General features: G+C 41.0%; 16 protein-coding genes. 13 read left to right on the forward strand and 3 right to left on the reverse strand.

Annotated features, from left to right (window positions below):
* Positions 1-11: 11 nt before the first annotated feature.
* The 7 genes from nikB (at position 12) to ACWF5P_RS12355 (ending at position 6,079) form a co-directional block, all read left to right on the forward strand.
* Positions 12-956: a nickel ABC transporter permease subunit NikB gene (nikB, locus tag ACWF5P_RS12325; RefSeq protein WP_101224856.1), complete on the forward strand. Its 945-nt coding sequence runs from the start codon at positions 12-14 to the stop codon at positions 954-956.
* Entirely contained in the window at positions 953-1,783 is an 831-nt protein-coding gene (gene nikC / locus ACWF5P_RS12330) for a nickel ABC transporter permease subunit NikC (protein WP_101224855.1), read from the forward strand. The genes nikB and nikC overlap by 4 nt, the downstream gene beginning before the upstream one ends.
* 18 nt (positions 1,784-1,801) lie before the next feature.
* Positions 1,802-2,629, forward strand: a complete 828-nt coding sequence (gene nikD, locus ACWF5P_RS12335) for a nickel import ATP-binding protein NikD (protein ID WP_230177829.1) — start codon at positions 1,802-1,804, stop codon at positions 2,627-2,629.
* Between the two features lie 33 nt (positions 2,630-2,662).
* A complete protein-coding gene (nikE, locus tag ACWF5P_RS12340; protein ID WP_434168448.1) occupies positions 2,663-3,478 on the forward strand; it encodes a nickel import ATP-binding protein NikE in 816 nt (271 codons plus the stop codon).
* A 384-nt stretch (positions 3,479-3,862) separates the two neighbouring features.
* Positions 3,863-4,639: a transporter substrate-binding domain-containing protein gene (locus ACWF5P_RS12345; protein ID WP_434168449.1), complete on the forward strand. Its 777-nt coding sequence runs from the start codon at positions 3,863-3,865 to the stop codon at positions 4,637-4,639.
* Positions 4,640-4,703: 64 nt separating this feature from the next.
* Positions 4,704-5,348, forward strand: a complete 645-nt coding sequence (locus tag ACWF5P_RS12350; protein WP_076370951.1) for an amino acid ABC transporter permease — start codon at positions 4,704-4,706, stop codon at positions 5,346-5,348.
* Positions 5,345-6,079, forward strand: a complete 735-nt coding sequence (locus ACWF5P_RS12355; protein WP_101224851.1) for an amino acid ABC transporter ATP-binding protein — start codon at positions 5,345-5,347, stop codon at positions 6,077-6,079. The genes ACWF5P_RS12350 and ACWF5P_RS12355 overlap by 4 nt, the downstream gene beginning before the upstream one ends.
* Before the next feature lie 226 nt (positions 6,080-6,305).
* On the opposite strand, the gene ACWF5P_RS12360 is transcribed toward ACWF5P_RS12355, so the two are convergent.
* On the reverse strand, positions 6,306-8,813 hold the full coding sequence (locus tag ACWF5P_RS12360) for an NEW3 domain-containing protein (protein WP_434168450.1): 2,508 nt from the start codon (positions 8,811-8,813) through the stop codon (positions 6,306-6,308).
* A gap of 255 nt (positions 8,814-9,068) precedes the next feature.
* Between ACWF5P_RS12360 and ACWF5P_RS12365 the strand changes: the two genes are divergently transcribed.
* The 6 genes from ACWF5P_RS12365 to ACWF5P_RS12390 all read left to right on the forward strand — a co-directional run bounded on the left by ACWF5P_RS12365 (position 9,069) and on the right by ACWF5P_RS12390 (position 16,184).
* Positions 9,069-10,295 (forward strand): ROK family protein, encoded by a 1,227-nt coding sequence (locus ACWF5P_RS12365; RefSeq protein ID WP_434168451.1) that lies wholly within the window; start codon positions 9,069-9,071, stop codon positions 10,293-10,295.
* Complete coding sequence (locus ACWF5P_RS12370; RefSeq protein ID WP_434168452.1) at positions 10,295-11,386, forward strand: extracellular solute-binding protein; 1,092 nt, start codon at positions 10,295-10,297, stop codon at positions 11,384-11,386. The genes ACWF5P_RS12365 and ACWF5P_RS12370 overlap by 1 nt, the downstream gene beginning before the upstream one ends.
* Before the next feature lie 15 nt (positions 11,387-11,401).
* Entirely contained in the window at positions 11,402-12,514 is a 1,113-nt protein-coding gene (locus ACWF5P_RS12375; RefSeq protein WP_402944367.1) for an ABC transporter ATP-binding protein, read from the forward strand.
* Positions 12,511-14,199, forward strand: coding sequence for an ABC transporter permease subunit (locus ACWF5P_RS12380; RefSeq protein ID WP_434168453.1), 1,689 nt, complete (start codon positions 12,511-12,513; stop codon positions 14,197-14,199). The genes ACWF5P_RS12375 and ACWF5P_RS12380 overlap by 4 nt, the downstream gene beginning before the upstream one ends.
* Positions 14,200-14,214: 15 nt before the next feature.
* The gene (gene argH, locus ACWF5P_RS12385; protein WP_434168454.1) at positions 14,215-15,699 is read left to right on the forward strand and encodes an argininosuccinate lyase; all 1,485 of its coding nucleotides are present in this window, start codon (positions 14,215-14,217) and stop codon (positions 15,697-15,699) included.
* Between the two features lie 278 nt (positions 15,700-15,977).
* Complete coding sequence (locus ACWF5P_RS12390; RefSeq protein WP_057278651.1) at positions 15,978-16,184, forward strand: hypothetical protein; 207 nt, start codon at positions 15,978-15,980, stop codon at positions 16,182-16,184.
* A 138-nt stretch (positions 16,185-16,322) separates the two neighbouring features.
* On the opposite strand, the gene ACWF5P_RS12395 is transcribed toward ACWF5P_RS12390, so the two are convergent.
* Together ACWF5P_RS12395 and ACWF5P_RS12400 are read right to left on the reverse strand one after the other, a co-directional pair.
* Positions 16,323-17,801 (reverse strand): sodium:solute symporter family transporter, encoded by a 1,479-nt coding sequence (locus tag ACWF5P_RS12395; RefSeq protein ID WP_434168455.1) that lies wholly within the window; start codon positions 17,799-17,801, stop codon positions 16,323-16,325.
* Positions 17,798-17,998: a DUF3311 domain-containing protein gene (locus tag ACWF5P_RS12400; protein ID WP_148358898.1), complete on the reverse strand. Its 201-nt coding sequence runs from the start codon at positions 17,996-17,998 to the stop codon at positions 17,798-17,800. Before ACWF5P_RS12400 ends, ACWF5P_RS12395 begins: the two co-directional genes overlap by 4 nt.
* Positions 17,999-18,253 lie beyond the last annotated feature (255 nt).

Consider the following 18,253-nt stretch of genomic DNA (forward strand, 5'->3'; position numbering starts at 1 on the left):
GGAGGGTTTTCATGGGCACTTATATCTTGAAACGAATTATGGCCATTATTCCTATCTTTCTTTTGGCCACTCTTCTAACGTTTGGAATGATTCACCTTTCACCCGTGGACCCAGCTGAGGCATATTTATCTGCAGCACATATCCAATCTACAGATGAGATATTGGCTCAGAAAAGACATGAGTTCGGCTTAGATCAACCCCTCCATGTTCAATATGTAAATTCTATTATTAAGATATGCCAATTTGATTTTGGCATATCTTATCTTTCGAATAAACCTGTTTGGGAAGAGGTTACCTATCGAATGCCAGCGACCATTCAGTTAGCTTTAGGTAGCATCATATTAGCTATCCTGGTCAGTGTCCCTCTTGGGTTTTTGGCAGGCATAAAGAAAAACAGTGGTATTGACCATTTTAGTCGCCTTCTCTCTTTTTTCGGGGCGTCCATCCCTTCTTTTTGGCTTGGTTATTTATTGATTTTTTTCTTTTCTGTTAAACTCGACCTATTTCCTGTCGAAGGAATCGGGACTTGGCAACATCTGGTTCTTCCTTCCGTTACTTTAGCTTTGCCATTAATAGCTTTGTATACTCGACTATTACGTGCTAGCGTTCTTGAAAATTTACAGGAACCTTATGTCCTTTTTGCACGCACAAGAGGGATTCATAAAAAAGTCATTATGGGAAAACATGTATTGAGAATAGCCATATCCCCTATGATTACTGGACTGGGGATGAATTTAGGAAAGCTGCTGACTGGAACCATTATCGTCGAAGCGGTTTTTTCCTGGCCAGGATTTGGTCGTTATTTCATTGAAGCTATTTTTAATCGGGATGTTCCTGTCATTCAATGCTATGTGCTTTTAGCTGCAGGACTATTCATTTTTAGCAACTTGATTGTTGACCTAATCCAAATGTGTATCGACCCACGCATCTCCAGAAAAGGAGGGCAACGTCAATGATAACAAGTCTTCGTATTATGATGAGAAGTCAGAAAGTGATTGTCCTTTGTTCAATAATATTATGCTTCCTATTTATCATCACCATCTTGGCTCCATGGATTGCACCTAATGATCCTATTGCTGTCAATTTAGCTAATAAACTACAGCCATCTTCCTTTGAGTATCCATTGGGAACGGATCATTTAGGACGATGTACGTTATCACGCATCTTATATGGTGCTCGCATTTCGTTAGGATTTGCTACATTAATCTTTATTTCATCTTTAGGCATCGGTTTGATTGTCGGAACCATTGCTGGTTATAAAGGTGGATGGGTGGACCAGGTGCTAATGAGACTGTGTGATGGTGTTATGGCATTTCCGAATCTTTTGCTCATTCTTGGCCTTGTTGGTATATTGGGACCTGGCCTTAAACAGGTCATCATAGCATTGATGCTTGTGCAATGGGTGTATTATGCGAGAATTTTCCGAGGAATGGTGCTTAGTCTAAAAGAACAAAACTATATAGCGGCAGCTAAAATAAGCGGTTCTTCTCAATGGAAGATAATAAAGAAACATATTGTTCCAAATGTTCTTCCTCCGCTCGCTGTTATGGGTACATTAGAAATGGGTTGGGCAATCATGGATATATCGGCCATGTCGTTTCTAGGTTTGGGCGTGCAACCCCCTACACCAGAATGGGGAGCAATGATTCATGAAGGGAAATCCTATATTCGGACGAATCCAGAATTAATGCTATATCCAGGTTTGATGATTATGCTTGTTGTCGTCACCTTCAATTTATTAGGCGAAGCGCTATCAGAACGTTTTGGAGTCAAACGTCGTTAATAAAAAGGAATGAGAAGATTGAGAACAGAACGGTCGAATGTATTAACAGTGAGCGATCTACATGTACAAGTACAAACAAAGGAAGGTGCTTCCACCCTCGTTCAGGATATTAATTTTGAACTGGAAAAAGGGAAGGTATTGGGTCTTGTTGGGGAAAGTGGGAGTGGTAAAACAGTTACGAGTATGTCCATTCTACAGCTTCTTGACCGGAAAACAACGACAATTAAAGGGAGCATTACCCTCCAAGGACGAGAATTGAATGGTTTGGACGATAAAGAAATACGTGAAATCCGTGGCAAGGATATTGCCTTTATTATGCAAAATCCGATGAATGCATTTACGCCTGTTTTTACAATTGGCAATCAATTTATCGAAACGATTAGGTCTCATACCTCATTGAATAAAAAACAAGCAAAAGAGCTTGCCATCGATGCGATGCAAAATGTAAACCTGCCAGATCCCGCGAAACTATTAAAAAGCTATCCTTTTCAATTGAGTGGAGGTATGCTTCAACGCGTGATGATTGCGATGGCCGCATGTTTAAATCCTACCGTTATTATTGCTGATGAGCCGACAACTGCACTCGACGTTCATAACCAATTACAAGTACTTCGCCACTTGGATAAAATTCGTTCTGAATATGGAACATCCATTTTACTCATTTCTCATGATTTAGGAGTAATTTCTGAAATGGCAGATGATGTAGTCGTTATGCAACATGGCAGAATTGTAGAAACTGCAAATGTATTTGAATTATTTGATAATCCGCAGCATGAGTATACCAAGAAACTGCTAAATGCCCGCCTTAGCATTAAACATGAAGAACCTATCACCCATATGTTGTGATATATGGACTGCATTCTTTTGAGGGGTGAATAAATGAGTTTATTACAAGTAAAAGCAGTAACTCATAGCTATAATTCTCATACGTTTTTAAAATGGAAAGAGCATTCTAAAAAAGTACTCACTGACATTTCCCTCTCTATAGACGAAGGAACATGTTTAGGGCTACTTGGCACGAGTGGAGCTGGAAAAAGTACATTAGGAAAAGTGATCCTTGGTTTAGAACGTCCACAGCAAGGACAGGTTCTGTTTCAAGGGCATGATATCTATACTGCTGATAAGCTTACCCGACAAAAGATACGCCGAGATCTACAAGTCGTCTTTCAGGATTCATATTCAGCTGTCAATCCACGAATGACAGCCGAAAGTATTATAAGCGAGCCATTAGAAAACTATGAAAAACTAACCGTAGCCGAACAAAAAAGGACGGTTATTGAGTTATTGGAAAGAGTGGGCCTAAGTGAGAAGGATTTGAAAAAATACCCACACCAATTTAGCGGTGGACAATTGCAAAGGATTAATATTGCTAGAGCAATCTCTCTTAAGCCACTGCTAATCGTCTTGGACGAATCCGTAAGCAGTCTGGATATGGTTAATCAAACACTGATTTTAGAATTATTAAGTGAGTTGAAAAAAGACTTCGGCTTATCTTATCTATTTATTACACATGATATTAAAGCGGCTTATTCAATCTCTGATACTTTGGGTGTACTGGAAAAAGGAGAATTAATCGAGCATTACAATTCTAAAGATCAGTTTTTTTCGTCAGAACATCCTGTCGTTAAACAGATGAGAAGTTCTATACTCGCTGAGCATCCGCGTTTTCGTTCTCTTCCGACGAGGACTAACTAGACTTAGTCTGAAAGGATATTTATTGATTAGAAGGCCTCGATTTCAGTTTGATAATCGAGGCTCTTGTTTATATTGCTTCTGAAGCACATATTGTAGGGCATAAAAGGAACCATAATGGTTCCTTTTATTTGTTGCATCGATAATCAATCTTCCATTGATCTTAAATGGGTGTCTCCTATTAGGGATTTCAAAAACTGGCCTGGTAAACCATATCCTTTTTCTATTTTCCATCACTGAAACAATATTAGGAAAAACATCCATAAAAATTATTTGGAGAAAATAATATTTATTCTAAAAATTCATATTATAATACTTTATTCTTATGCTATATTATAGGGAGAATTATTTATTATCACGTATAATTTAAGAATTGGAGTGATTTGAATGAAGAAACTTGGTTTACTTAGTATGTTTTTGATTCTAACTATCTTTATCTCGGCTTGTGCAACCAATGAAGAAAAAAATGCAGGTGAGGAAAAGAAACCTGAAAAGGTATATAAAGTTGGTGTGGATACGACTTATCCTCCTTTTGAATTTAAAGAGGGGAACGACTATAAAGGTATTGATATTGAATTGATCAATGCAATCGCAAAAGACCAGGATTTTAAAATCAAATTGTCTCCAATGGATTTCGGTGGAATCATCCCGGCTATGCAAGCCAATCAGCTTGATGTGGCCATTGCGGGAATGAGCATTACAGAGGAAAGAAAAAAGGTAGTGGATTTCTCGACTCCGTATTTTGATGCAGGATTAACGATTGTTGTTAAAAAAGAGAATACAAGCACTAAAACTGTTAAAGATCTTAAAGGAAAAACCATTGCAGTGAAAAAAGGAACAACAGGTGCTAAATATGCACAGGATAATGCTACGAAACTAGGAATTAAAGTTGTTCAATTCAATGATAGTCCAGCGATGTTCCAGGAAGTGGCCAATGGCAACGCCGATGCCCTTATTGAAGATTACCCGGTTATCTCCTATGCGATCGCCCAAAAAGATCTTGGGTTGAAAATCGTAGGTGACCGTTTGAATGGTGACCAATATGGAATTGCTGTATTGAAAGGGCAAAACGAGGATCTATTGAAGAAAATAAATGATGGACTTGCCAATCTTAAAAAAGACGGCACGTATGATGAAATAATAAAAACGTATCTTGGTGAATAAACAATAGATTAAAGCTCAATAAGCGCGCTTATGGCGCGCTTTCTTTTTCAAAGGGGTGAAAGAAATGGATATAATTGTTGCGGCATTGCCTATTTTATTAAAAGGACTTCAGGTGACACTTTATATCTTTGTGATTGCCATTATCCTAGGTTTTTTGATTGGTTTACTTGTCGCGTTGCTGCGACTTGCCCCCATCAAAATCTTGAACTGGATTGCAAAGGTTTATGTGGATGCGATACGAGGGACACCGTTCATCGTTCAGTTATTTTTTATCTATTTTGGTGTGAATTCACTGAATTTGATTTCTTTGGACAGTACAACAGCTGGTATAATTACCGTTGCAATCAATGCAGGGGCATATTTTGCTGAAATAATAAGGGCTGGGATACAATCCATCGATAAAGGACAAACGGAAGCGGCAAGATCCATCGGGTTCACTGGAACTCAAACAATGAGATATGTCGTGCTTCCGCAAGCGTTCAGAAGGATGCTCCCTACCATTACGAACCAATCGATCATTAGCTTGAAAGACACTTCTCTATTATCCGTCATTGGTATAGCCGATTTAACCCAGCAAGGTCAGATTCAAGCTTCGGCAACCTTTGAAGCGTTCAAGATTTGGCTGGCCGTTGGTGTGATTTACTTTATCATCATCTATTTGTTAACCCTAATTGCTAATTTCATAGAAAGGAGGGTACAAGTTCGATGAGCATCATTACTGTAAAAAACCTGAGAAAATCATTTGGAACTGTCGAGGTTTTAAAAGATATCAACGCAGAAGTGCAGGAAAAGGAAGTAATTTGCGTAATAGGCCCTTCTGGATCTGGAAAGAGTACCTTCCTGCGTTGCCTGAATCTCCTTGAGGAGGTTACGGGCGGTGAGGTGGTCATTAACGGACATGATATAACCGACCCTAAAAGGAAAATCAATATAAACAAAGTCCGGCAAGAGGTTGGAATGGTTTTTCAACATTTCAATCTATTTCCCCATAAAACCGTTTTGGAGAACATAACCTTGGGTCCTATTAAAATTCGTGCCACCGATAAAGCGGAAGCGAGAAGGTTAGCGCTTGAGTTATTGGATAAGGTTGGTCTGAAGGAAAAAGCAAATAGCTATCCAGGGGAACTTTCCGGCGGACAAAAACAGCGGGTCGCAATCGCAAGGGCATTGGCGATGAATCCGAAGATCATGCTATTTGATGAACCGACTTCGGCCCTTGACCCTGAAATGGTCGGCGATGTTTTGGAGGTAATGAAACAACTTGCAAAAGAAGGCATGACAATGGTCGTTGTTACGCATGAAATGGGCTTTGCCCGGGAAGTCGGGGACAGGGTGATATTCATGGATGGAGGGTATATCGTGGAAGAAAATGAGCCGAATGAATTATTCGGTAACCCTCAGCACGAAAGAACGAAAGCATTCTTGAGCAAAGTGCTTTAACGGAAAGCACTATAAGAGATGATGTAAATCATGAATGAAGTTGTGCATGAAGACAAAGGAATGCGGGAAATGAGGGGAAACCCAAACGCATGGAGCCTTTCCTTCATCTTTGTGCATAACTTTTTTTGTTTTTAGAGCAGGAATCAGTGAGGCGATGGCTTCAATTGGTAAACATCAAAAAAAGAAAAACCTATGCATTCGACACATGCATAGGTTTCTTCTTTTTTTACTTGGCACCATAACTAATCAAGTTCGTCATGATTCGATATCCGCCTGGAACTTGGCCTTGAATTTGCCTATATAGCACAAGGTTGGTGTAGAGGTAGGTGCCATTACCGTATTTAGCCATGAGAATTCCGCCATCAAATGGTTCTTCATTTGGATCAGCCATGGAAATGAATGTTTCATATCGTTGATCCCATTCCATTGGGAAATACAATCCTCTTTCTTGGACCCAATTGCTCCAGTCATCACTTGTTATTTTATTTGGATAGTTAAAAAGCGCTGATTCTGGCTTCGACACGTTTACCGTGGCTTTTTCATCGGTTACCCGCCAGCGAATGGAAGGATTCCCGAGGGTAAGAGGATATGGAGCAGTCTTCATTGCATCCCATCCATCACCCGGTTTATGGTATTGCACGACGAGATGGCCGCCATTTTCCACATATTCAAGTAAGCGCGCGTTATTTGCCTTTAAATCTTCCCTCGATAGATAGGCACGGATGCCGGTAACGATCGTGTCATATTGACTTAAATCACCTTCAGCTAAATCAGCTGCAGTTAACTTCGTAATGTTCAGACCTGCATTGCTTAAGTAATCTGCCACTTTATCGAATCCGCTTTCAATGTACCCCACTTTTAATGAAGCTGGCTTCAAAAGCTCAAATGCAACGGTATTGATAGCTGCTGGGTATTGGTAATAGAATGTTCCGATATGGTCATAGGAAATTTCCTGAATGGTCGAATCAAAGGTTTTCCCATTGACAGTAGCAGCTGCCTTCACCTGATATTCGCCATTTTGTATTGCCTTAGGCGGTCTTAGGGTGAACTTCACTTGTCTTTCTTCTGATTTTTCTTTAAATGATACAGTGGCATTTTTGGGATGAACTTCCCAATTTTCAGGGACTTTTAAAGCGACCTTTGCCGATGCTTTTCCTTCTGTATAGTTTTTCAAGGTTACCGTCACTGGGACTTCCTCTTTTACATCTGCTGTATTTACGACGATATCTTCAGGAGATAGGGTAAGGCCAACGTCGGGAAGGACAGCGATCGTTCCATCCACTTCCTCCTTGATGGAAGTTTTTGTGCTGCCGTATTTATAAGAAATGCTGGTCGTAATGGTTGATTCATCATAGGCATGGTAATAGGCTGCATCTTCAGGGACCTCAACCAGATAGGTCATTGTCGCTGATTTATTTGGTGCTAGATTGACATCTTTAGCTTTAGTTTTGATCTTCCACCCTTTAGGTAAGTTCAATGCAGCAGCGACTTTTTTCAAGGTTTGTTTCCCATTATTCTTCACGGTTACGGTTACGTACGTTTTTTGGGCTTTCGTCAGGATCTTTGAAGCTGCTTTAGCTTGAACTTCGAGTCCTGAGGAGACATAACTGACGTTTTGCAATTGCTCTTCTTTTAATGAGAGCTTATGAAGCAAGTCGTTCTTAATGGCAGGGCTTAGCTTTGCCTTTTTGACTTGCGCAGTAATTGACCGAACATTTGAAAGAGCATTTTGGGATATTGAAAAAACACGTTTTTCATTGGGATAAGCCGTAATAACAGCGTCCAAATTCCGTTGCAGGTATTTAAATTCACCTTTTAATTTTGAAGCTGAGCGGGGGAGTTTTTCTGCCCATTCAGTAAAATTGTAAGGTACACCTGCAAAAAGGTCTGTCTGGCTTTTTGTATCAACCGAGCTTTGCTTCAAATCTAGATGGATCTGGCGAGGTGCTGCTGGGATATCAGAACCCATGCCTTGGCTTTTATGCAGATAGCGGGATTGTTCTCCAAGCTGTGGGTAAGTCATATTGTATATTGGGTCATATTTACCGATTTCAATCGAAGTGGTTGCTTGATCTGCCGAGGAAACAGGCAAATATAACTTTTTCACTTGCCATACCGATAGACCTTGTTTCAATTGTTGTGGAAACACAGTTGGGTCGGCGGCATCCTTAAAGGCGCGTTCACTTAAGATTGTCATTGTTCGATGATGTCCATGCTGGGTATCATCATTTTGAAAGGATGGCATCAATATATCCGGCTGATACGTCCGAATAAAGCGGATAAGCCGTTCATAGGTGAGTTCTTCTCCCCATTTTTCTAATGTTTCCTCTGGTGTTTTGGAGAAGCCGAAATCATAAATGGGATCTGAGGTAGTTTCACTTAGATGATAGGCCTTAACCCCGGTGATTTTTGCAGCTTCTATCATTTCCCTCGAACGGATGATTCCAAGAGCATTGTCCAGTTCATCCCCAATTTCATTTTGTCCTCCTTCACCACGGTTTGCAATCAGGCTGGATGTCTTTACCCCTAACCCTCTCGATAGGTAAGCGAGAAAGTCACTCCGTTCATCATCTGGATGGGCACCGCTGTTCAAGAATGTCACGGTCGTCTCGAGCGGCTTGACCGCATTCCATAACTCAACGTTGGCTTCCTCAGGATTTGCAGCGCTACCTCCAAGCGGCAATAATGCAAGAACCAACAAAAGGGAAAGCAGCGATAACAGAGCTTTTTTCATTAATCTTTTAACCCCCTTCAACTTTTTAAGACACCTAAAAAAAATGTAGGTTAGTAATATTTTCTAACTAACCAGACGGAAAAACTTATCTAATAAATAGCATTAATGGTTATAAATGTAAATGATTCGAAGTAACTATTAAAAGTTGAACATTTTAAATGTTCAGAAAAATAACTTGTGCGCTGAATTTATTTAAGTTATATTTTTACCTAATTAGGAAGATTTACTAACTAAATGATGTAAGGCCGTGATGTGATGAGTTTTAAAAGACCACCCAGTCATCAAAAATATGTCAATAAAAAAAGAATCATTCAATGCATCCAGGAATGTTCGCCCATTTCAAGAGCTGAAATCGCCGTTAAGCTTCAGCTAAGTAAACCAACTGTTTCTCTGGCTGTGGATGAACTTATACAGGAGAAATGGGTATTTGAGAAAGGAATAGGAGAATCCTCCTCTCAAGGCGGGAGAAGACCCATCCAGCTCTTTTTTAATGAAAAGGCAGCCTATATCATTGGAGTCGATATAGGCGGGACGAAAGTGAAAATCGTTTTAAGTGATTTAAGCGGCAACATCCTTGCCGACACTAGCTTTTCAACCAACACCTATTTAAAATCAGGGCTTCTTAAACAAATGGCGATTGAAACGGAACGGTTAATTGCCAAGAATCAGATTACGAAGGGCAGGATATTGGGGATGGGAGTCGGGATCCCTGGTATAACGCAAACGGCAAGCGGATTAGTAATAGAGGCACCGAGTTTAGGTTGGGTACAATATCCGTTCATAGCCGAAGCGAAGCGGTATTTTGATTTCCCCATTTTTCTGGACAATGATGTAAACGCGGCTGCACTAGGTGAACAGTGGCTGGGTAATGCACAAAATAAGCGGAATTTGCTGTTCATTGCGGTTGGCACGGGGATAGGAAGCGGAATCATCTTGAACAACCAGTTATACAGAGGGGCTTTCAGTGCAGCTGGGGAAATGGGATATATGGTAACGGACAAAGAGGATATGAAGCGTGAATTCAAGCCGATTTTCCATAGATACGGCTATTTGGAAAGTGTCGCAGGAGGAAAGTCGATAGGCAGTCATTTTACCAGGGAGGTCCTCAAGGATCCTCATCATCTTTTATTCGAACGGGCCAAATCTTCCGAACTATCGGGGGAGGATGCCTTTTTGTCAGCAAAAAAAGGAGACACGACTGCAATGGCCGTCATAAATGAAGCCATCGAACATTTAGCGTGCGGAATTGTCAATGCGGCCAGTTTGCTGAATCCAGAAGTAATCATTTTAGGAGGTGGTGTATTAAATTCATCTGAATACATTTTACCTAGAATTCGGGAGATCGTTGATCGATATCTTCCTAGTTTAGTAGAAATGAAAACTTCACAATTGGGAGAAAACGCAGGAGTACTAGGCGCGGTTTCCCTATTCTTAAGGGAACATGAGGGCATTTTGAATTTTCGGGATGAGGGGGAGTATTAATGAAAAGTAGGAAAAAGTCGCTTGTTTCAGTAATGGCCTTATCGGCAGCTCTATTGATTTCGGGATGTAACGGTGGAGAGACGAAAACGAATTCGGATGCTGGCGGTGCCAACGGAAAAAAGGGTGAGCTGGAAGATAAGATCGTTGTTTATTCACCTCATGGCAAAGATATTTTATCAAAATTCGAAAAGCAGTTCGAAGATGAGTATGGTATTGATGTTGAGTGGCTTGATATGGGGTCCCAGGAAATCCTTGACCGTGTTCGATCAGAGAAAAGTAATCCGCAGGCAGACGTTTGGTGGGGGGCACCTTCCACGAACTTCAATCAAGCAAAGGCTGATGGGCTGCTGGCTGCTTATAAGCCTAGCTATTCCGATAGTCTCGATGAAGGATTCCATGATCCGGAATGGTATTGGACGGGAACGAGCCAGACACCGGAAGTCATCATGTACAACAGCAAAGAACTATCGAAGGATGAGGTACCGAAAGATTGGAATGAGCTGCTTGATCCGAAGTGGAAAGACGAAATCATCATCCGCTATCCGTTAGCCTCCGGAACGATGAGGACAATTTTTTCTGCGATGATCTATCGTACGTATAAGGATACAAATGATCCAAAAGAAGGGTATGACTGGTTAAAGAAGCTCGATCAAAACACAAAGGAATATTCAGCAAACCCGGAAATGATGTATAACAAGGTAGCCAAAGGAGAGGGCTCACTTTCCGTTTGGGCAATGCCGGATGTTGTCATGCTGAAGGAAAATAAAAATTATCCGTTCGAGTTTGTCATTCCGAAGAGCGGAACACCTGTATTGACAGAAGGTATCGCCATCGTTGAAGGTGCCAAGCATCCAAAAGCGGCTGAAGCCTTTTATGAGTTCGTGAATTCACCTGAAGCCGCAAAAACTTTGGCAGAGGAATTTTACAGGATTCCGACCAGAAGTGATGTGAAGGATTTACCTGAATGGATCACGGAAACGGAAATTAAAGCGATGGATATTGATTGGAATGCATTCGAGGAAAAAGGTGACGAGTGGATGAAATATTGGGACGAAAATATTAAAAGTGGAGATAAAGAAATTAAAGAATAAGGAAGTGTCGTTGGGATGGCGTCAATAAAAATAGAGAATGTCCAAAAAGCCTTCGGGAAAACGATAGCTGTTGACCATTTAAATCTGGACATCAAAGAAGGTGAGTTTTTTACCTTTCTTGGTCCAAGCGGCTGCGGTAAAACGACAACGCTTCGGATGATTGCCGGTTTTTATTATCCAACAAAAGGTGTCGTCCGATTTGGCGACAAAGATATGACGCGTGTACCTCCGGAGAAAAGAAATACAGGCATGGTTTTTCAAAACTATGCCCTCTTTCCCCACATGACTGTTTTTGAAAATGTAGCGTTTGGCTTGCGTGTGAGAAAGGTTTCTTCTGTTGACTTAAAGAGGAGAGTGCTGGATGCCCTCCAAAAGGTAAGGCTGGAGAGCTACTCGAATCGTCAAGTGAGCCAGTTAAGCGGAGGGCAGCAGCAGCGGGTGGCCCTTGCGAGAGCACTGGTCATTGAACCGGAGATATTACTGCTGGATGAACCATTAAGTAATCTGGATGCCAAGCTTCGTGATGAAATGAGAGTGGAAATCTTAAGGCTGCAGCGTGACTATAAGATTACCACCATATATGTCACACATGATCAGGCTGAGGCTTTATCCATGAGTGATCGGATCGCTGTGTTCAATTATGGTGTATGTCACCAGGTCGGGACGCCGGCAGAAATTTATAATCGGCCGGCCAATGATTTTGTGGCGAGTTTTATAGGCGAGATTAATCTTTTGCCCGTTCAAGTCGAAAAAGTTCAACAAGATAATATAGAGGTTGCCCTTAAGAATAGTGAAAAACCAATTAAATTGAAGGTGGAAAATCAAGCTAGGGACGGAATTTCAATCATACAGAGTGATGCTGACCTTGCTGTTTCGATTCGTCCTGAAGCAATCAGAATTCTGGATGTGATCGAGGAAGGAAAGAATATCTTTAAAGGTAAAATAAATTCCGTCCAATTCTTTGGATCTGTTGTGAATGTCATGGTGGATGTTCAAGACGTGTTACTAAGGGTCGACGTATTTAACACTTATGATTTTGGATACTTTTATCAAGGAAAGGAAGTGTATGTCCAGCTTCCTGAGAAACAGCTGCGTCTTATTCCCATCATAAGTGGTGATGCTCCATGATTAAAAATCGTGATACGAGATTGACGGTTTGGCTCCTTATACCAGTTTTATTGGTGCTAGTAGCTTATGTACTCTACCCATCGTTGAGGACCTTTATAGAAAGTCTGCAAAAAGTCGGAACGATATCCCTTGGAAATTATCAGGACTTCTTCGTACAGGAATCGAAAACGAACTTAGAGGCTCTATGGAATTCTGTTTATATATCCTTATTGAGTGTATTGGTCAGTGCCTTGGTTGGCATTCCGCTCGCATTCATCTTTAACCGTTACGATTTTCCCGGCAGAAGCTTCTTTTCATCAGCAGCGATTTTGCCCATTGTCCTTCCATCATTGGTAGGGGTCATGGCCTTTATGTTTTTATATGGAGAATCGGGATTGATTCCAAATGCCATCAAGGACCTGTTTGGTCTCGAGAAGGTTCCATTCAAGATTGGCGGGGTATCGGGAATCCTTATCGTGCATGCCTATACGATGTATGTTTATTTTTATATGACCGTATCCGCTGCAATCAACAAAATAGATCCTTCCCTTGAAGAAGCGGCTTATAACTTAGGCGCAAATAAAATCAAGGTTTTTTGGAAGGTGACATTTCCATTATTGACACCTGCCATCGTAGCCGCTTCTCTACTTGTTTTCATGATATCGATGGCTTCTTTCAGTGCCCCGTTTTTATTAGCTGGCGGATATAGGGTGTTGAGCCTGCAAATTTATTTTTCAAAAATCAATGGTGATATGGAAATTGCCGCTACTCAATCCGTCATTCTATCCATCGTTTCGATTTCATTTCTATTATTCATGCGTTGGTATCAAAATAGGAAGGATTATCGCATGGCTTCGAAAGGAATTGGCGCACACAGGAGTGAAGTGAGAAACCCGCTTATGAAATGGGTGATGGTCTTAACGGGTATCATCGGCGTAATTATTCTGCTATTACCGCACTTTACGATTCTTTTGCTTTCACTTGTGCCGGATGGAACCTGGACATTTCAAACATATCCAACAGTATTTAATATGGAAAATTACCGGCTTTTGTTTGAAGACCCTAATATCTTCAAACCGTTACGAAATAGTTTACTGATGGCGGTTATTGCTACGTTGGCAAATCTGGTGTTTGGGGTCATAGCGTCCTATGTACTTGTCAAACGGAAATTCGTCGGGAAAAGCTTTGTCGATATTCTAGTCATGATTCCTTGGGCGTTGCCTGCAACGGTCATAGGGATGAACTTGATATTCGCATTCAATGAACCTAGCGTTTTTTCCTTTGGTCAAATTTTGGTAGGAACATTTTGGATTTTGCCGCTTGCCTATTTCATCAGGCATATTCCGCTCGTTGTCCGTTCGACTAACGCCGTTCTGGAGCAGCTGGATGACTCGATTGAAGAAGCAGCCAGAAACTTGGGGGCAAAGTGGTTTTATACCTTCAGAAAAGTCATATTTCCTATTATTATGCCTGGTGTTTTATCAGGGACATTATTGGCATTTATCGAATCTGTGGGGGAATTCCCGACGTCGGTCCTGTTGTACACAATTTCTAACAGGCCCATATCCATTGAAATCATGAATCAGCTTCGGATGTTCAATATGGGGCAGGCAGCTGCCTATGGGATGATTCAAATCACGCTGATTGTAATCGTTCTCTTTATTTCGAACAAGTTTTTTGGAATCAAAGCGGAAAGAGCTTTATAAATCGGAGGTTAAAAGATGAGCAGGCTTGAAGAATTTATCAAAAATGAAGGTAGTGCCTTTCCCGGAAAAACATATGCTAGAGAGCTTCTGATGCCTGTTTTTAATGATCAAAGAGATTACTTATTTCATGCAATGTTCGATATTCATCGGGCACATGTCATCATGCTTTCGGAACAAAAGATCATTAAAGAAGAAGAGGCGAAGACCATGCTTGATGGGATTCGGAAAGTGGCTCGAACAGATCTAGCGCAGTTGACCTATCAGCCCCAGTTCGAAGACTTATTTTTCATGATGGAGGCAAAGATCGGTGAGGAAATCGGTCATGAACTTGCAGGGAAGATTCATATCGGCCGCAGTCGTAATGATATGGGAGTCGCCATGTACCGGCTTGTTTTAAGAGGTCATCTACTCCAATTGATTGGCTATGCAAACCAATTGAGTGAAGCGTTCTTGGTGCAGGCTGAAAAACATACAGAAACCTATATAACTGGTTACACGCATACCCAACCGGCTCAGCCGACTACGATAGGACATTACTTTTTGGCAATATATGATGTGCTTCAAAGGGATATTGGCCGGTTATGGGCAGCCTATGAAACGGTTAACCAATCCCCTTTGGGCGCGGCCGCGTTAACGACCACCGGTTTTCCGATCAGCCGGAACCGTACGGCTGAACTGCTTGGATTTGATTCGGTGATTGAGAATTCCTATGACTCGATTGGCGGGGCGGATTATTTATTGGAAACCGCAACTGCCATCATGACGTGCATGGTCAATACAGGAAGATGGATTCAAGACTTCCTGCAGCATGTGACAAGGGAGTTTGGAACCTTTCATGTGGCGGACCCTTATGTTCAAGTGAGCAGCATCATGCCGCAAAAAAGAAATCCAGTCTCCATTGAACATTCCCGTTCGATTGCAAGCAGTGCGTATGGTGATGCACTTGCTGCAATGAATATGATCCACAATACACCATTTGGTGATATCGTCGATACGGAAGATGATTTACAGCCGCATTTATATCGGGCTTTTTCGAATGCAGGACGTGTCATGAAACTAATGTATGCCGTCATGTCAACCTTGAAAGTAAATGAAGAACACACAAAGAAAATGGCCGCAAAATCCAGTATAACGGTTACTGAATTAGCGGATACCCTATCAAGAGATTACGACATATCCTTTAGAAAAGCCCACTCCATAGCCAGTCATATTGCAAAACGGTCAATTAGTGAAGGGAAAGAGCTATATGATTGGGACACAAAAGAAATCAACAAGATCATCAATGAATTCGTTTCAGTGAACATAGCAGAAGATGAATGGAAAAAAATAATCTCTCCCGAATATTTTGTGGAAATTAGAAGCATTCAAGGCGGGCCCTCCCCAAAAGAGGTTACGAGAATGATTGTAAATAGAAAACAAAAACTGGAACAAGATTTGCAGGAATATAAGGAAATGGTCAAAGCATTGAATGATGGCAGGAAGGCTTTAGTGGATTACTAAAGGTATGTTGTTAAAGGGAAATGAGTCTTGACGCGCATGAAACTCACGAGTAAAAGCATGAACCTTCTGAAGAGAGTATTTTTTGTTGGCTCGGAAGCAATACGATGCATTTTACTGAGAAAGCTTCATATTTTATGATATATAGTCATTCTTTATCAGGGTGGCTATTTATTTTGGATTTTTATTGCAACTGAGATATCCCTAGTGACAATGAATGTAGATTATTCCTAAAAACAATGCTATTATTTGGAAAATATATAATATAAGGCGGAATGTTAATGTCAAATAGATCTCAGTTCGGTGTTATCCTGATTTTAATAGCTTTCGTAATATCGATTACTTTTTGTTTGAATCCGGAAGTTTTATTAAGAGGTGGATATGATTTAGCTATTGATGGTCTGGTAGTATCCAGAACCTTGATGATTATTTTTTCGTTGTATTTATTAGTTAAAATAGGGGATTTGTTTATAAACAGAAAAGATTAATAGTCTAAAATGAGGTTTCCTATAAACAATATTGAGAAAAAGGACAATATGCTTGGATGCCGATAATAAGGAAGGCTCAGTCTTTTGACTGAGCCTTCCGATGTTTATTTATCCAAAATAACCGGTTTCAAAGTTTCTTCATTTTTCGTTAACGGATTTAGGTTCCAACTGAATCGCTTGCTTTCTGAAAGCCAGACTTACTGCGATCATCACAATGAAATTGACTGCCAATGCAATGATTCCCACATTCAAATCTTTCGCTGCTTGCGGCAAGGATGGAAACAAGGTCCCTATTGTCGAATGACTGAGTGTAATGCAAATTACGATGGCCAATCCTGAAATGATGCCGGAGATTGCGCCAAATTTATTGATCGGATTATTCCTTTTCAGACTAAAGAGCAGGGACGGGAAAAGCTGTGTGATTAGACTGTATCCCATAAGAATTAATGCTGACATCGTTTCGCCGCCGTTTAAGGTGAAGTAGACGGCTATAAGGGCGATGACTGGAACAAGGAACTTTGCCAATCGTACAACATGGCGATCGGATACTGCAGGTGCAAATTCCTTATAGACGTTTTTCGCGAGCAGTGTAGCGACGCTCATCAAAAGCATGGATCCCGGCACCAATGCAGTCAATAATCCAGCTCCGCCGATTATGCCTATAAACCATGGATCAAAGGTCTCGATCGAAAGGCGCAGCAATGACAGGTCTGCATCTGCCCCAACGAGTCCGGGCACTTTCAATATTGCTGTAAACCCAACAAAAAAGACGAATAACAGCATGAGTGTATATAAAGGGCTGATGATGGCATTTTTTCGAAATACCTTGCCGCTGCGTGCTGAATAAACAGCACTGAAAACTTGGGGCCACATATAGAAACCGAATACGAGCAATATTACCGTGGAGATAAACCATGATACGCTAAGACCCTGATCAGGGAACTTTAGAAAACCAGGCTTGACCGCATCAATCGCTTCAAACATCGGCTGAAATCCGCCAAAGTAATGAATCGGCAGATAAATCCCTAAGAATCCTATTATGGCGACCATCATGATATCTTTAATGACCGCTGTCCAAACTGAACCGTGTATACCGGAGATCATCACATAAATGGTAAGGCTGATTGCCCCCATCCAAACTGCCTCAGACATTGAGATGGCACCATAAGATGCTTCTGAGACAATGATCCCCAATCCTTTCAGCTGCACGACGATCACTGGAATCATCGATACCACACCGACAAGCGCAGCCAAAACTCCTAAACCAGGACTCTTATATTTGCTTACAAAGAAATCGGATTGAGACATTAGTTTATTTTCTTTAGCATATCTCCATATTTCCGGTAGGAGCCAATAGGATAATACGTAAGACAAAGTAATGTAAATTAGAACATATAGAGCGGGTGCACCTTTGCCATAAGCCCAGCCGCTGCCGCCAAGGAAGGAGAAGGTCGTATAGATTTCCCCGGCCATCAGCAGAAAGACGAAAATCGCACCAAAACCACGTCCGCCCACCGTCCATTGTTCCAAGTCCATATCTTTCCCTTTTGAAGAGCGTATGCCTAAAAATATCGATAGAAGTAAAAATGCTAAAATGATTAAGAGAGCAATATTCATTCCTGGTCACCTTCCCGATTCCTGGGATCCAGCTTATACATGATGCCCAGTATGACAGAGGTAAGGACCACCCACATAGCCATCCAGAACATATTGAAAGGCATCCCTAATACATATGGTTCTATTTTATTAACAAAAGGTAGAAATCCTAGTATGCCTATAAAAGGAACTAGAGTAAGAATATATATAATCTTCATTAAACAAACCCCTCCGTTTTAAATAAAGTGAAACGTCCACCAATGGGGGTTTATTCTTCAATGCCACTGATGGATGGGTGGACCAAACCGGGATGAAAAATTCATACATGACGGAAAAGGTCCGATAATATATATATTAGCTTACACTATTTTGATATAAAATTTAATGCAGTTGCCTGATATATTTGAGCAACTGTACGCAGACAGCCGAACAATGATATGTTCATAAAACAGATAAAGCCTTGAATTCATAGT

Source organism: Peribacillus sp. NPDC055009, from assembly GCF_053608705.1.

Bases quoted from the DNA above. Each gene is read 5' to 3' on its own strand.
- nikB (WP_101224856.1), top strand. From the start codon at position 12: ATGGGCACTTATATCTTGAAACGAATTATGGCCATTATTCCTATCTTT.
- nikC (WP_101224855.1), top strand. From the start codon at position 953: ATGATAACAAGTCTTCGTATTATGATGAGAAGTCAGAAAGTGATTGTC.
- nikE (WP_434168448.1), top strand. From the start codon at position 2,663: ATGAGTTTATTACAAGTAAAAGCAGTAACTCATAGCTATAATTCTCAT.
- ACWF5P_RS12345 (WP_434168449.1), top strand. From the start codon at position 3,863: ATGAAGAAACTTGGTTTACTTAGTATGTTTTTGATTCTAACTATCTTT.
- ACWF5P_RS12350 (WP_076370951.1), top strand. From the start codon at position 4,704: ATGGATATAATTGTTGCGGCATTGCCTATTTTATTAAAAGGACTTCAG.
- ACWF5P_RS12355 (WP_101224851.1), top strand. From the start codon at position 5,345: ATGAGCATCATTACTGTAAAAAACCTGAGAAAATCATTTGGAACTGTC.
- ACWF5P_RS12360 (WP_434168450.1), bottom strand. From the start codon at position 8,813: ATGAAAAAAGCTCTGTTATCGCTGCTTTCCCTTTTGTTGGTTCTTGCA.
- ACWF5P_RS12365 (WP_434168451.1), top strand. From the start codon at position 9,069: ATGAGTTTTAAAAGACCACCCAGTCATCAAAAATATGTCAATAAAAAA.
- ACWF5P_RS12370 (WP_434168452.1), top strand. From the start codon at position 10,295: ATGAAAAGTAGGAAAAAGTCGCTTGTTTCAGTAATGGCCTTATCGGCA.
- ACWF5P_RS12375 (WP_402944367.1), top strand. From the start codon at position 11,402: ATGGCGTCAATAAAAATAGAGAATGTCCAAAAAGCCTTCGGGAAAACG.
- ACWF5P_RS12380 (WP_434168453.1), top strand. From the start codon at position 12,511: ATGATTAAAAATCGTGATACGAGATTGACGGTTTGGCTCCTTATACCA.
- argH (WP_434168454.1), top strand. From the start codon at position 14,215: ATGAGCAGGCTTGAAGAATTTATCAAAAATGAAGGTAGTGCCTTTCCC.
- ACWF5P_RS12390 (WP_057278651.1), top strand. From the start codon at position 15,978: ATGTCAAATAGATCTCAGTTCGGTGTTATCCTGATTTTAATAGCTTTC.
- ACWF5P_RS12395 (WP_434168455.1), bottom strand. From the start codon at position 17,801: ATGAATATTGCTCTCTTAATCATTTTAGCATTTTTACTTCTATCGATA.
- ACWF5P_RS12400 (WP_148358898.1), bottom strand. From the start codon at position 17,998: ATGAAGATTATATATATTCTTACTCTAGTTCCTTTTATAGGCATACTA.